The sequence below is a fragment of the Pseudomarimonas arenosa genome, assembly GCF_014841215.1.
GTDB classification, from domain to species: domain Bacteria; phylum Pseudomonadota; class Gammaproteobacteria; order Xanthomonadales; family Xanthomonadaceae; genus Pseudomarimonas; species Pseudomarimonas arenosa.
Window position 1 is genome coordinate 23,544 of sequence record NZ_JACYTR010000046.1, and the last position, 14,522, is coordinate 38,065.

The following is a 14,522-nucleotide window of genomic DNA, read 5'->3' on the forward strand; positions in this document are numbered from 1 at the left end:
GCCTCTCTCTTGTAACAAGTCCCGGCCAACGCGCAAGCCAGGGGCCCCGGTCAGCGCAGGAAATCGGGCAAGCCAAACGGCAGCGCGCTGCTTTCCGGTTCACGGTCGGCCGCTGTCTCGCGGTCGGTGCCGCCTCCGCCATCGCCTGTGCTCTTCTTCTGTCCAAGCGCCACCGCCACCTTGACGCTCGACCGTCGTTGATGGTCGATGGCGTCGAGGTTCGTGCGCAGGGTCCAGGCGGCCGGGCAATCGGCTTGGCCGATCTTCGGCGCCTGAAAGATGGGCCATCGTAAGAGAAGCGGGTCGGACCCAAGCGAAACGATGGCCTTGATGAGCGGGCGTTTCGGATTGGTCAGATCCAGCCCTACCTCGCTGCTCAAATGGGTGTCGGGCACGACGGCCCACGCCTCTTCTTTCCAACTGCCGCTTTGACTTGTGCCGCTTGGGCTGGATGTCTCGGATGCTCCATACACGAGCACTTTCCTTGTGCCGAAGTTTTGCGCCAGCGCTTTGCGGCTTTCCCCCATCGCCATGCGGCAAATCACATGCGTGCCGACCATCGAGATCAGGGCTTTCGATTGCTCTGGCCCGTAGGCAAGTTGGATCTGATTTGTATCTTGCGCAGCGAGAATGCACACGCATCCTTTGCTTCGCCCTTTGTCAATCAGCGAGGGTAAGGATTCCACTTTGCCGAGGGTCGGCCATTCGTCGATAACGAAGGCCAGCGTGCGGCCGTGTTCGTCATCGGGCAATGTCGGGCTGACAATGTGTGTGGCCGCCACATCCACCAAGGCTCGGATTATTTTGCCTGTCGTATCGCGATCCGCCCCCTGGCGCACGATGAGGCGCTTCTTGGGTCCAAGTTGGCGCTCATCTGCGTGGACCCATTCGTGCATCGTGAACCAGCGTTTGCGTTTCGCTTTCCGTTGCCGCTCGATAGCAAAACTGTCGGCCACGCCCCACGCCGCCGACAGTATCGCCATCGACCTCGAAGCCGCCGCGATGGTGGCGAAGATGCTTTGCGCGGTCGCGCTGTTCGGGTCATCGCCAATCACGGCGAGCGCCTGGTCAATCACCGCCAGGTCGGCCTGCGACAGCACCCTCGCGTAGTCGCTCTTGACCAGTTCGAACAGGCCTTTGATATCCGCCGCGGGCAGCGCCAAACTCTCGGCCAGTTGGGTCCAGCCCCACGCAGTGCCAAACAGCGCGTATTGGCATTCAAGAATGCCCGCCATGACGGTGCGCCCGGCGCCGGTCCAAAAGGCGGACGAGGAACCGCCCTGTTCAGGGATGAACGCGGTCGCGAAGGCTTGAATGAGTTGCCGGTCGTGCGCGAGTTCCAGGGCGATATCCCATACGCCACTTCGCGCATCCCAAGGGCTGACAATGGTGGCGCGCGGATTGCGGTCGGCGACCAAACCTTGGGTGAAGTCGCCTTTAACGTCATACAAGAAGAGTTTGCGATGCCCTTTCACCAACTGATCCACGATGGGCCAGAGGATCTGCGTCTTGCCCGAGCCGACGCCACCGAGAAAGATGGCGTGCTTGGTCCAGTGGTTTTTCGGCAACGGCAAATCGGGGTGCAGGTTCAAGAATGGCTCGTAGTGTCCGCACAAGCCTTGCGATTGTTTTCGCGCTTCGGCTTCGGCCTCCCACCCGCGCCGCAGTTGGATGCCGGACACATGGCGATAGCCGACAGTGGGCTTCTGCTGCATCACGATCCATCCGCCCACACCGAGACCCGCGAACGCCGCCAAAGTCGTGCGGAATATCAGACCCATTTGCGCCAGGTCGTTGGTTGTCTGGCTCATCCAAGGGCCAAGGTGCGCATTGCCCAATGTGACCGCGTACAGCATGAGGCGTGCGGCTTCCATCAACGCCGATTTCAAGCCAAGCGGCGGGCGGGCGATGGGCACCAGGTGCAGCGCGGTGAAAGTCATCAGCGCCACCAGGCTTGTCACCAGCACGCCGAGAAAAACAGGAGTGCGCAAGTCCAGGTATCGGTCGCGCGGGGAAAGGTGGGTGGGCCTCGGGCCAAACCCACGCATCACCAGTGTGCGCTCTTTCGTGCCGAGGTCATCGGGAAGTTTTTCGGTGGTCATGCTTAAAGCGCTCGATGGAAGGCTTTCCTCGTTGTACCAAGCGACCCGTTACGCGCAAGCGCCATGCATCACGCAAGGACAGCGGCGGCCAACCGGTGGGCAGGCGCACCCTCCTATGCGGCTGTCCAGGGGTTGTCCAGGGGTGGCGTAGCCCTCACACTTTCTTTCACCCAAGAGCCTGATGAGGCCCGGCCGCCATGGTGACCATCACCGAGAAGAACATTGAGCAGCACATCAAGACGCTGCGGTATTTCGTCGGTCAACCGCGCATCGACAGAGCCACCAAGGAACTGTCGGGTCGCCTGACGCCACCCAATCGCTTCCGCGAAATGCTGATCTATGAAAATCAGCCGTTTCTTGGCGCGTTTCACCGCATCGACAGAGCCACGAAGAACGGCATAGGGCGCTTGCGTTGGAAGGACTGCGGGCCGTTGGAATACCGCGCCGCCGAAGTGGGCGCTGCGCTCGGTCAGATTGAGGCGGGCCTGTCGCCCGAACTGCGGCAGCAGATGGTCGAACGCATTCTCAACTTCGAGACGCACAGCGCGGCGCTGCAACTGGAATGGCGCACCGCCGCGCATTACACCGGTCTCGGGTACACACTGGAATGGAACCCGGTCAACACGCCGGGCCCCGAGTTTGTCGCCACCCGCGACGGGCAAGCGATTGCGGTGGAATGCAAGCGTTTGACGCGCATGGCGAAAGAGCAGTTGTCCAACCGCACTGCCTGCACCTTGCTGCATAGCCTGGCGAGCGCGGCGGATCGCAAACGCTTGGGTGGGCATATCGAGTGGACCACGCCTCTGACCGATGAGAAGTTGGACAGCGAGACCGTCTTGACGGAACTGCTGGCGTTGTTGCCCGACGGCACCAGCCGCGCCTGGTCGGCGGCCCACGCGACCTACGGCACCCTGACCGGCCACTGGCAAGCGTTGCCGATGGCAAGGCCAGTGACCGGCTGGAAAGGCTGGCTCGACCATCAGCGCGCCATGAAGCCGCACGACACACGGTCCGGCGGCTGCACTCTGCCGCTCGACCAAACGCCGGAAGGCGCGTTGTCGATATGGCTGCGCGGTCCGCGCTTCACCCCGGAAGAGCATGCCGGTTGGATCAAGAAGCAGGTGATGGGCGCCGCCAAACAACTGAAAGACGCGGCCATCGGCGTGATTTATGTGGAAGTGGAAGGCGTCGATGATGTGACCGTGTTTAGCCATGGCGGCTTCTATGATGATTTGGGCTATGTCGTGTTCGAGGCCTTCCCCAAGGTGGCCGCGATTTGCTGGATTGGCGAGGCCACCGATGACCGCTCGCAAGCGGGTTTGCTGGTGCGCCAGCGCCGCTACTGCGCGCAGTGGAACGGGGCGTTCACGAAAGAAGAGCGCGCCGCCATCCCGCTGATGGGCCTTGAACCTGCCTAGCGCGGCAGCGCGGGTTTCTTCCTCATAAAAACAACGCCGCCCGAAGGCGGCGTGGGTTTGGGGCATCTTCCGATGCCAGGCTGCACGCTATCGCGCCGGGTCATAATCGTTGGCGCCTCCCTTCTTGCACCCGCCAGACCGGCGGCATGAGCGTCATGCTGGCCGCGCTGCCGAGCAGAGTTCGGCGCTGGTCCAAGGCCACCACCGCCGCCGCCAGGTGCTTGTGCTGGCCGGCGATGGCCGTTCGCACCTCATCGCAAATAGCCGCATCGCGGTCGAGCAGCATTTGAATGCAGTGCCGCGTTCGACCTTCCGCCCCATCCGGGCATCCGTTGCGGATGACGGCGGCTAGTAAGGGATCGCCCTCGTGCCGAATGTTGGCCGGCATGCCGGTGTCCAGCAATGCCTCAAACGCTTCTTCTTGCCCGTAGCGCGCCGCCAATGTCGCGGCTTGAAACAGCACGCCACTCGTGGGCTCAAAGCCCCCGGCGAGAAAGCCCATGATGTCCGACCTTCCATGCACCGCCGCGGTTTCCAGGGCCTCGGTGGCCTCGCCCTGGACCGACCGCAACCATTGCCCGTCTTCGTCTTTCCATGACTTGGCGGACTGCAAGAAGGCTTCGCGGTTGCCGCGTTGAATGTGCATCGCCCAATCGCCCGGCCACGGCCGCCAGTCTTCTGGTTTGTCGGCGACCTCTTGAACAAACGCTTGCACCGGACCGGGCATGCTGGTCAGTGACGGCGTGTCATCGTGGCGGAACGCGGTGTTCATCGTGGCGCCCTCGTCCAGCATCAGCCGCACAATGTCTTTCTGCTGGTTCATGGTGGCGAACCAGAGCGGGCTACGCCCGCCCTGGTCAGCATGAAGACTGGCGCCGGCTTCGATGGCCTGTTTCACCAGGTCCACATTCTGCTCACGCACGCCTCGCGCCAGCAGGATGTCGGCGCGCGAGGGCGCGTCTTCTTGCCATGTGCCCCATACACCGATCATGTCGTCGTCGGTCATGCGGCCATCCCTCGGCGCTGCTGCAGGCGCTCACTCAACGATTGGCTGTCGCGCACGAATGCGCCTTGGGATTGCGATTGGGATTGCGTTTGAGCCTGGCGCAAGTCTTGCACCGTCGGTCCCGGTTTCGGCGTGGGTTGCGGTGGTCCAAGTCGACCCATGGCTTCGACATCGGCGCACCACCCGGCTTCGTCGGCGCTTGGTTGGCGGCCATCTCGATGCATCCAGTCGAAGACTTGTCGCTCGCTGTACTGCTGCGGCACCGGCTGGTCCATTTGGGCCACCGGATGGTTGTGCTTCTGGTCGTACTCAATCAGCGCGGTGAAGCGCTGCGTGTACTCGTCGCGGGCTTTCGCGAGTTCGCGCTTGTCGGCCATCAGGCCATCCTCGCGGATGGAACCATAGATGGCGCCAGCGCTCATCGCGTTCCGCATCAGTTCCGCGCGCTCGCGATCCTGCGGGCTCGTGCCGGCCTGGCGGCAGAGGTCGTCGATATCGGTGGTGCTCTTATCTCCGCTTGCCAGTTCGCGGCTGGTGATGAAGCCATGGCCGCCCGAGGTCTGGCCGTCTTTCGCAATGAGTTGAGCGGGCTTGATGGGTGCCGCGCTGGCATAGCGTTGTTCCCACGCGGCCAAAACGCGGTCTTGTTCCAGGTTGTCGAGTTGTCGAGTGGGGCGCCGCAGGTTTGTGTCCATGAGAACTCCGAAGATTGAGGATGATACCTGGCCCGATGTGGTGCCTGGTTCTTGTACCTTCCCAAAAATCGGGCGTCGCGCAAGCGGCTACAATCCGCCCCTCGTTGTGCTCGGTTTCGGCGACGGGTTCACCGTCTTCGCCACCGCCAAGAAACCCGCTCGCTTGCGTTCCGCGGCGCAGGCCTCGACAAACGCGATGCCGGCCTCGTCGCGGTCCTGGTCCAAATGATCCACGGCAAAACGAACGCAGCGGTCCAGATTGTCATCCCCGGTTGCGTACGGGTCGAGGCAGTGGGTGATGACCCACCGCACCCGCGCTTCTCCCTCGACCGTGAACCAGGGTTCGCCCGTAAGCGCCGCCACCAGCAAACACTGGCCGCGCCCCTCGTGCACATCATCCTCAAAGAGGTTGTGCACGCGCACCAGATCCGGGTTCCAGGCCAACAACCGCGGCCCCACAACAGCCAGGTCCACCTGCGCCCCTTCTCGCAATGCGGCATCCAGGGGCGACCAATGGTCGGCGTGCTGCTTGGGTTCGTCTTTCAAGAACTCTGCCACGGCGTCCAGCGCGCCGAGATAAACCGCGAAGTTCAGCGGGGTCCATCCCACGCTGCACCAGTCGCCGTCGCCGCCGTCGCCGCCATCCCAATCCATTTGCAAGCGTTCGGCCGTGCGGTCGGCACCATGGTCGAGCAACAGCCGCACCATGCGCGGATGGTTGGCTTGCGCCGCGTAGTGCAGCGCCGTCTCGTCGTCGCCCTTGGTTGAGTCGCCGCGCGCACTCGGGTCCGCGCCATCGGCCAACGCTTGGCGCGCTGCGTCCAGGTCGCCCGCTTTCGCCGCGTCGAGCAAACGCCGGTTGAGCGCCGCTTGCGCCTTCGTCACTTTCTTGAGCGGTCGAGCGAGCGGGTATTTCATGCGGCCATCAGGTGTCGCCGTGGATCGCCGCCAGGATTTGCTCGCGCATCCCGCGCCCCTTCTCATCGACCTTTTGCACCATGACGTACAACGCGCGCCCCCCGCTTCGCCGGGCCCACAACTCGCCGACGTTGCGCTTCTCTTGCGAATCCTCGTTGCTGAATCGGTCGCCGCCCTTGTATTCCACCACCAGCCGCCGTCCGTCGTTCAACTCAACGACGAAATCGGGGTAGGTGCGCTGCCGCGAGGTCGGCATCCAAAACTGATTCGGCGCGACCAGGTTGCGCACCCAAAACTTCACCTCGTCCAGCAGGTCCACCACGCGCGCGCATTGAAACTCTTCGGCTTCGTCGCCGCGCCCGGTGCGCTCGCGCAAATCGCCGACCAGCGGGTAATAGTGTTTGTCGAAGCGGTACGAGCCCATGTAGGGATTGCGCGCCGGATACTGGCTGACATCGGCGGGATAGACAAAATCGTAGCGGTCGTCGTCGGGTGTCTCGATGACCGCCCCACCACCAAACAAGGTGTGTTGAAAGCCCGCCTTGTAGGCCTTGGCTTTCCCGAGCATCAGTTGCTCTTCGAGTTTGCGCCGCAAGACAAACTGCGCTTTCAGCAGTTGCGCGAGCGACCAACCTGTCTTGGTGAGCCCGTTCACCGCTTGCCGAATCCATTCGCGCAGCACGGGCTGACGAATGTTGGTCTCGCGGATCTCGTGGTCGAGCCAGCCCAACAAATCCGTGATGGAACGGTCTTGGGCAAAACCCGGCAAATAGAGCGCGGCATCATCCTTTGTCGCTTTGTACTCGACCTTCTGATTCTGCAACTTGATTTCGAAGGTCATGCTGTCTTCTTTCAAGCGCAGCGATGACAGGTCGGCCGGGTATTCGAGGGGGTCCCACGCGAAGTCTTCGTGGACGGCCCCCTCGTCCACCAACTCCAACTCGCCCTGTTCCATCATGCATAGGCGAGGCACACGGAAGACCAAGCCGCGCTGACTCGGTGCCTTGGTCATCATGACCGCGACATGATGGCGGCGCATGGTGTCGCGCGCCTCGTCCTGCTTCTTGGGCGCCGCCGCGGCGACCAGGGCGTCGATGCTGGATTCGCTGACCTCACCCGTCACGGTGACCACGCCGCCGCGCCCTTCGTCGTTCGGGGTGAACACGATCTTGCCGCTGTCGCCTTCGGGAATGGATTCGAGGTCCGGCGCCTTGCTGACCTCCATGCGTGTGACGGGCGGCTCGGGCTCCACCGCACCACCACCGGTCAGTTCCAGCGATCCGGACTTGCCGGTGCCTTCCGCTTCCCGCCGCACCGCGGACGCCGCTTCCAGCGGATTGAACCCAATCTGTTCCAGCGACCGGGTAAGTTCTGCCGCGGCCGTACCAAACGAGTCGCTGACCACATGGGCGTAGGCACGGTTGAGTTCGTCTTGCCGCCGCAGGGTGGCGTAAGGCATGCGCAACACGCGACCCAACAACTGCTGCACATCCTTGTCGGAACGCACCTGCGCCACGCTGGCGAAGATATAGGCAAAGGAACAATCCCACCCTTCTTTCAGCGCTTGCTTGGTGATGACAACCTCGATGGGGCAATCCTTCGCAAAGAGATCCACCCCATCCAACTCGCGCTGGTCTCCGGTGGCGATGGCGATGGCGGTTTCCGCCACTCCGTCGTCGTCAATCAGGTGTTTTTTGACTTCTTCAACCGTGGCGGCACCACGGGCGTTTTCCGCTTGCACCAACAGAATCGGCCGCACGAAGTCGTCTTCCTTCATCGCGAGCGTGGCGAGCGTCTTGCGCCGTGCGACCGCGGACGAAATGGCGGCCCGCCAATCGTCGTGGTGCTCTTTCAGCAGAATCGGGAACTTGATCATGTGTTCCGTCTTCAACTCGAACGCGCTGACGCTCACCAGAATGTTGCTGCTGCTGATGTCCGGCGTCGCGGTCAGTTCCACCACCGCAGCCGGCGACAACCGTTTATAGACCTCGTAGGACAGCGGCGTGGTCGCGTTGTGCGCTTCGTCCGTGATGATGAGCGGGCGATGGATGGCCAGCAGGTTGGCGAACGAATGCAGCGCCTTGCCATTTTCGCCACGCTCCAAGCCTTCAATGCTGCCAGACACCCCGCCAAAATGCGGCTCCAGGTTTTCGTTGTGCTGGTAGACCTTCCGGCCTTCGGTGTCGTTGACGCGCAGCGCCGCAACCGTGGCAATCACCACACACACTTTGGTCCCAAGGTCCGCCGGCCGAATCTGCGTGAACTCGCCGATGTCGAACACGGTGACATTCCCGTTGAATGCTTCATCCAACTCAACGCGATACGGATGCCGCGCGTTCTTAAACGCGTCCAATGTCTGCTTCTTGATTTGCGTCGTGGGCACCAGCCAGAGCACGAGCGGATATTCACGGTCGAGATACGAGCGCCCGGCCACGCGAATGATATGCGCACCCATGACCGTTTTACCGCCACCCGTGGGTATGCGAAGACAGACATAGGGCACTTCGGGCAAACCGGCGAGCGGGCTGTACTCCGTCCGCAGACCGTCTTCCACTTGGTTAGCGAAGGCGGTGGCCGCGTTCGAGATGCGCGCCTCGTCGAAGTAGCGGGCCAGCGTGGCGATGGAACGCCTTTGATAGAGTTTCAGGTCGAGAGCCATGGGTCAGCGCGCCTTGATGTCGTAGGGGGTTTGGCGGAACGTGATGTTGCGTTCGGTCCGTTGCGCTTCGGTCAGCGCGCAGGCTTCGCCATAGATCACCTTGGGCCCTTCGTGCTCGGGCAGCGAACGCAACACGCGCCGCGTCAGCACATTGCCGCCCGCGGCGGATTTGTCGCCGAGAATGCCGTTGTACAAGAGATAGAACCCGACCCCTCGGTGCACGCCGAGAAAAACGTCTTTGCTGGCGCGCGTGGAGCGCGGCTCGCCGGTTTCGGCAAACCAAAGATGCGCGGCCAACTGCTCAAACTTGATGTCGGGGCGAATGTGCCCGTTCTCATCGAAGACCGGTGGACCAAGGGTGAAGAACTGGAAGCCACCGCCACCGGATTCGGGCCAGCCCACGGCTTCGGAAATGCCTCCTTGCTCGCCGTCCACGACTTTGGCGAGGCGTAGGTGGCAATGGGTTCTGGCGTGCTCACCCATCTCCACACCGATCCACTTCCGGCCCATCTTGTGGGCCACGGCAGCGGTCGTGCCGGAGCCAAGGAAACTGTCGAGCACCAGGTCGCCGGGCTTCGAGCCGATTTCGAGCACGCGCCTCATCAGTTTCTCGGGCTTTGGGGTGCCAAATACGTCTTCGCCAAACAAGGCGACGATCTCCTTTTTGGCGTCTTGCGTGTGCCCTGCCTCTTCGTAAGGCCAATAAGTCTGCGGAACCCGACCTTGCTTCACGTCCGACAAGAACCGCTTCAACGACGGCGCACTCGCCCCGTCCTTGCCCCACCAGATACGGTTGTCTCCATCCAGAGCGAGCAACTTGTCCTTGGATATGGACCAATAGCGCCCCTTGGGAGGCCCCGAGATCTCCCGCCCGCTCGGTGTCGTAACCGGATAAATGCCCAGACTGTACGAGTTGCGCGCCGACAGGTCGCTCGACTTCCACGGCCCACGCGGGTCGTTGTCGGGATTCTTGTAGGCGCGATCCTGCGCTTCGGTCCGAGGTACCGGATTGGGCGACCATTTCTCCGCGTCCTTCGCATAGACGAACATGTGGTCGTGATCCACCGAGAAATGCCGCGCCGAGGATTTGGGCGAGTAGTTCTTTCTCCAAATCACATTGGCAATGAAGTTCTGTCGCCCGAATACTTCGTCGGCAATCACTTTGAAGTAGTGCGCTTCGTTGTCGTCCAACGTAGTCCAAATGGACCCGTCCTCGGCCAGCAACTGGCGCAGCAGTTCCAAGCGCGGGTACATCATCGACAACCATTGGGCGTGCTCCAGGTTGTCGTCGTAGTGCTCGAACGCGCTCTTGGTGTTGTACGGTGGATCGATAAAGATGCATTTGACCTGGCCGGCGTAATACGGCAGCAGGGCCTTCAAGGCTTCCAGGTTGTCGCCCTGGATCAGCATATTCGGTGCGTCGGGATCGCCGTGGTGCAGGCTCTTCACGGGCTGCAGGAGGCGGAAGGGCGCGAGGGCGGCCTTGGTCAGGTCTTTTTCGCGCTCGTACCAGTTCAACAGGGGCATAGGGCGGCGTCCGTGTCCGTCAGAAGACTCGATGATGCCAAAAAAGCCGGGCGGTCGGGCCGCCCGGCATGCTTGTGCGAAAAGTCACACACGAGCCTAGGCCGCTTCGGCCACCGGCTTGGCCTGGGCGTCCTGCTCCACCGGCTTCAACACCTCTTTCATGTCGAACACCGGTTTGGTCTCGATGACATCGCGGCGTGGCGATCCGGCGCGATTCAAGATGACCACGGCCTTGCCCTGGCCCGCGAGCAACGGCCATTCGTCCCGGCCAAAGATTTGGATATTTTTTACCCATCTCGCGCTGGCTTCTGGAAGTCGCAACACATGCCCCGCGCTTTGCCCTCGCCCCCCTCTCTCGCGCGTGGTGGCTTCGTCCACCCCGTACGAACTAACGGCACCGCCCTTCATCAAGTGGTTCAAGCCATCCTGTTCCACCGAAAGACTGCCGGCCTCACGCAGCCAGGCGGTGTCGTCGTACAACGCGCTGTCGCAATCGTAGACCGCGCGGCTTGCCAGTGTCTTGGCGGTCGTTCGGAAGGCAGGCACCAGGCTCTTCACTTCTTCCACCAGTCGCTCACCGTAGCCAACTTGATTGCTCACCCATTCGAGCGTTTCGTGCGAAGACATGAAAGCAACAGTGGACCGGAAGTTCCCGAGCAGCGTTTTCGCTTTGTCCCGACCCAACACCGCGTACAGCCCTTCAATCAACTGCGTCGCGTAAGTGCAACGCGCTCCGAGCGAACGACCGACGGGCAGCAACTCTTCGTCGGTGCGGTCGATGAGCGCCTGGCATTCATCGACCAGGATCAGCACATTGGCGTTGGGCTCATTCTTGCGCCAATCGCCGTCGCCGCCGCGTCGCTTGATGGCTTTGAAGACGCGCGCTTTCACCAAGGCCGAAATCGCGGTGCCCGCCTGGCCCCACATCGCCTCGGGCAGCGACACGCCCACGATGCCACCGCGCAAACATTGCTCAACATCCGCGCCGTGCTCGGTGGTGCACCAGTCCAACAACTCACGCCGTTCCATCAGCGGCGAGATCCAGTTGCTGAAAGTCGTCAGCATGCTGCCGCGCTCATCCGAGCCCATTGCCCTGACTGTGTTCAACGCCCACTGGATGGCCTGGTTCAGCGGTGTGCCCGCGATGCTGGCCTCGGGGTGCATCTTTCGCAAGTAATCGCAGCGCATTTGCACGAGGTCCGTCGGCGGCTCGGCGTCGGTCTTGGTGTCGGACGGAATACGCGCGACATCTTGGGCGTACTGGTTGAGGCACGCGAGGGTCCAACGGCTGGTCGGATCTTCCGGCACCACCGAACGCATGGCCGACAGCAGCACGCCACAATGCTTCAAGTGCTGATAGGCAATGCCAAGAAAGTGTGCCCCGTTCCCACTTGGCTTCTCGCCCTTGGTGAACACATCGCGCAGGGTCTGCGCCACCTCGTTCGGGCTTAACCCCTCAATCAACCCAAGAGGCACGACCGGCGTGTTGTCGCCGGGCGTGGCCTCGATGAGCAAGTAGCCGGGAATGCCTTTCACTTCACCAGGCAAACTGCCCTTGCCATCGAGCACCAGCGCTCCACCCGCTTGGGTGTTGATCCAGTTCGCCAGGATGGGCCGCAAAATCGCGCTGGTCTTGCCCGTGCCGGTGGCACCGAACGCAAAGAGATGCGTGCTTAAATCGGCGGCGGACAGACCGACGGGCAAACCGATGTCCGGCGCAAACGCATCGCCACGATGGGCAAGCGCACCCGACGCGATGCCAAGGCGAATGAAGGGGCTCGGGTCGTTGGCCGCCGCGATGGCTTGCTTCAAGCGGGCCGCTTTGTGCGACTGAAAACTCGTGCCGGTCAGCGTTTCGCCTGAATACTTCACATCACGCTTGGCAAGTTGGAAAACGCGGTTGCGGTGCTGGCGCTTCGCCCACAATGCGGGCACAAGCCCAATGCACGACGCCAGCAGCAGGAAGCCGAGACCCACGGGCGCCAGGGCCACGCCCACGACCGCCAGGGCCAACCAACCCACCCGCTTGAAACTCTTAATGGGTTCTTCCTTGAACAGCCAGATGCCCGCCACCAGCATCACGCCTGCGGCCATCGCAAGAACGCTGGCGATACTGACGGCCACCGACAACAGTTGCGCAAAGGGCACGCCTGACAATGGCAAGGCCATCGACCAGGCGAGCAGGAACAAGGCTGTCAGGGTCGCAGAACGCCCTGTTTCGACCGGCGACAGCGCGCCAAGCGTGACCCGAAGGCCAATGGCGGTGGTCAACCAGCACACTATCGTCAGCGCGGCGGCCCCGAAGAGCACGGCCCATCCGGCCAGCGTCGGCCCGCGCGCAGGGTTCGAGTTCATGCCAAGAACAGAGAGCGCAGCCAAGGGCAGCAGTAGGCCGATACAGGCGACCAAGATCAAAGCAGGAAGAAGCATGAGCACAAGCGGTGTCGCCGGGCTCGGGGAAATGGAACCGAGCAGGTCTTCGGGCAGCATGCGACCGGAAAGCGACCGACCATGCGCATCTTGGAAGAACCGCGGTTGGGCGTCTCGGAGATCCGCGGGTATAGCGCGGCCATCGTCCAATCGCGATGGAACCTCGTGTCGTGAGGCAAGTTCCCACGCTTCTTGCTTCGATGCTTGCGCCATCTCATCGAGCGGCGCATAGCGACCGAGTTGCCACGGCTTCAAGCCGCTTCGGCCGGCTTTCACCGCGCGGCGCAGCATCGGAACGACGAACAGGGCCAGGATGCCAATCATCCCAAGGGTCATGACTTTGACCGGCAGGGAAGCGCCGGTAAAGCAAATCGCGACCGCGGTCAGCGCGATGAAGAACGACGCGGACAACAGCGCCGCTTGTCTGGCAACCGCTTGGGTCAGAGACCGACGGAAGTGATCTTGCGCAAGTAAGAAGCGGCAAGTTTTGCCATCTTCCAAATCGGCCGCCGTAGGCATGACACGGGCCGAAGGGACCGCGTAAAAATCCGGCGCGACCGGCAAAGGCAGGGCCTCAACCGGGGCAATGAAGCGGGCGCCGAGCCAGGTCAGAACAGCGCTCGGCAGGCGTTGGAAATTTTTGGACAGCGACATGGGGACTCCTTATTTATATATGGGGTAGTGCAAGGGGCTTGCGTAATCAAAGTAGACGAAGGGTCGCAACGCGCAAGCGCTTCGCGCGGGTGACAGAGATGCGGGCGGCTCATTCGCCGCCCTCGTCCTCCTTCGCCTGGTCCGCGTCTTTCTTGCCAAACTTGTCTTTTAGCCACCCACGCACCTTCCCCGGCTTCTTTGGCTCTTCGGCCGCGGCCTCCTCGCTGCTCGGCTTGGGCTTTCCGCGGAACAGGGCTCCAAGGTCCACCTTGACCCGCGTGGTGCCCCGACGGGTTTCCTCGGTGGTGATGACGCTCCGCTGGTCTTCCTTTGTGACCACCGGGGTGGTGCGTGGGGTTTCGGTGGTCGTCGGTGGGGCTTGTGTCACCGGGGCCACCATCGGTGGCTTCGGGTCAGCCTTGGGTGGCTTGACCGCACCGTTGTTCACCACCGGTGCCACCGGCTTGCTTGGGGTGGTGACGGTGCGCTTCGGTGTCTCGCGCGGAACTTCGGCCGGCTTCGGGGAAACCGTGGGTGCAGTCGGGGCCTTCGGGGTTAATGAGGGCGACACGGATGGCGTCGGTGGTTGAGAGGACACCTCGGCGGGCTTTGGCTGCTCAATGCGTCCCGTAGGGGTCGGCAGGGGCGCCAAGTAGTCTTCGGGGTGCATCGGCCGAAAATGGTTGTCCTTGTCCCCCTTCGGGGAAACGGTGGGTGTTGCGGTGGCCTTGGGTTCACTGTTGCTGCCCACGGTGGTCTTGTGGACCAGGTAGGCGCCCATGGCGAGCACCATGACCACGCCGGCCCCTATGACCACCTTCGCACCACCGTTGCCCCCTGTTGGGGTGATGCGGGGTGCTTGGGTGGTGCTTCGGGGTGCCACGGGTGACCGCGGCTTCGCCTGCGGCTCGGCATCGTGTTCGCCGATGGATGCGGTAGTGGCATGGCGGCGAACCTCTGCGCGGGCCTTGACGGCCGCGCTGGCGGCCTTAACAGGCTGCTGAAATACCTCCTCGCATCGTAAACTTGTCTCATCCTTCAGATACACCGCTGGCAAGGAAGCCCGATGCGCGGAGCCGATGTCTTCATGGAGCAGTTGTTCACGGTCCGTAA

Annotated in this window: 8 protein-coding genes and 1 pseudogene; 1 reads left to right on the forward strand and 8 read right to left on the reverse strand. The window is 62.4% G+C overall.

Translation table 11 applies throughout. The features are described 5' to 3' along the window. Window positions 1-50: 50 nt before the first annotated feature. Window positions 51-2,102, reverse strand: coding sequence for a type IV secretion system DNA-binding domain-containing protein (locus IFO71_RS16225; protein ID WP_192030711.1), 2,052 nt, complete (start codon window positions 2,100-2,102; stop codon window positions 51-53). A gap of 197 nt (window positions 2,103-2,299) precedes the next feature. Here IFO71_RS16225 and IFO71_RS16230 point away from each other — a divergent pair, with 197 nt between their 5' ends. Then, the gene (locus IFO71_RS16230) at window positions 2,300-3,520 is read left to right on the forward strand and encodes a hypothetical protein (protein ID WP_192030712.1); all 1,221 of its coding nucleotides are present in this window, start codon (window positions 2,300-2,302) and stop codon (window positions 3,518-3,520) included. Window positions 3,521-3,620: 100 nt separating this feature from the next. Here IFO71_RS16230 and IFO71_RS16235 read toward each other — a convergent pair whose 3' ends face one another. The 7 genes and pseudogenes from IFO71_RS16235 to IFO71_RS16265 all read right to left on the reverse strand — a co-directional run. Next, entirely contained in the window at window positions 3,621-4,526 is a 906-nt protein-coding gene (locus IFO71_RS16235; protein WP_192030713.1) for an ankyrin repeat domain-containing protein, read from the reverse strand. Further along, a complete protein-coding gene (locus tag IFO71_RS16240; protein WP_192030714.1) occupies window positions 4,523-5,221 on the reverse strand; it encodes a hypothetical protein in 699 nt (232 codons plus the stop codon). Before IFO71_RS16240 ends, IFO71_RS16235 begins: the two co-directional genes overlap by 4 nt. Window positions 5,222-5,308: 87 nt before the next feature. After that, window positions 5,309-6,139, reverse strand: a complete 831-nt coding sequence (locus IFO71_RS16245) for an ankyrin repeat domain-containing protein (RefSeq protein ID WP_192030715.1) — start codon at window positions 6,137-6,139, stop codon at window positions 5,309-5,311. Window positions 6,140-6,146: 7 nt separating this feature from the next. After that, on the reverse strand, window positions 6,147-8,798 hold the full coding sequence (locus tag IFO71_RS16250; RefSeq protein ID WP_192030716.1) for a DEAD/DEAH box helicase: 2,652 nt from the start codon (window positions 8,796-8,798) through the stop codon (window positions 6,147-6,149). A gap of 3 nt (window positions 8,799-8,801) precedes the next feature. Beyond that, entirely contained in the window at window positions 8,802-10,325 is a 1,524-nt protein-coding gene (locus IFO71_RS16255; RefSeq protein WP_192030717.1) for a site-specific DNA-methyltransferase, read from the reverse strand. A 96-nt stretch (window positions 10,326-10,421) separates the two neighbouring features. After that, a complete protein-coding gene (locus IFO71_RS16260) occupies window positions 10,422-13,409 on the reverse strand; it encodes a TraM recognition domain-containing protein (RefSeq protein WP_192030718.1) in 2,988 nt (995 codons plus the stop codon). A 109-nt stretch (window positions 13,410-13,518) separates the two neighbouring features. Beyond that, window positions 13,519-14,522 (reverse strand): annotated as a pseudogene (locus IFO71_RS16265) (hypothetical protein); the annotation flags it as partial.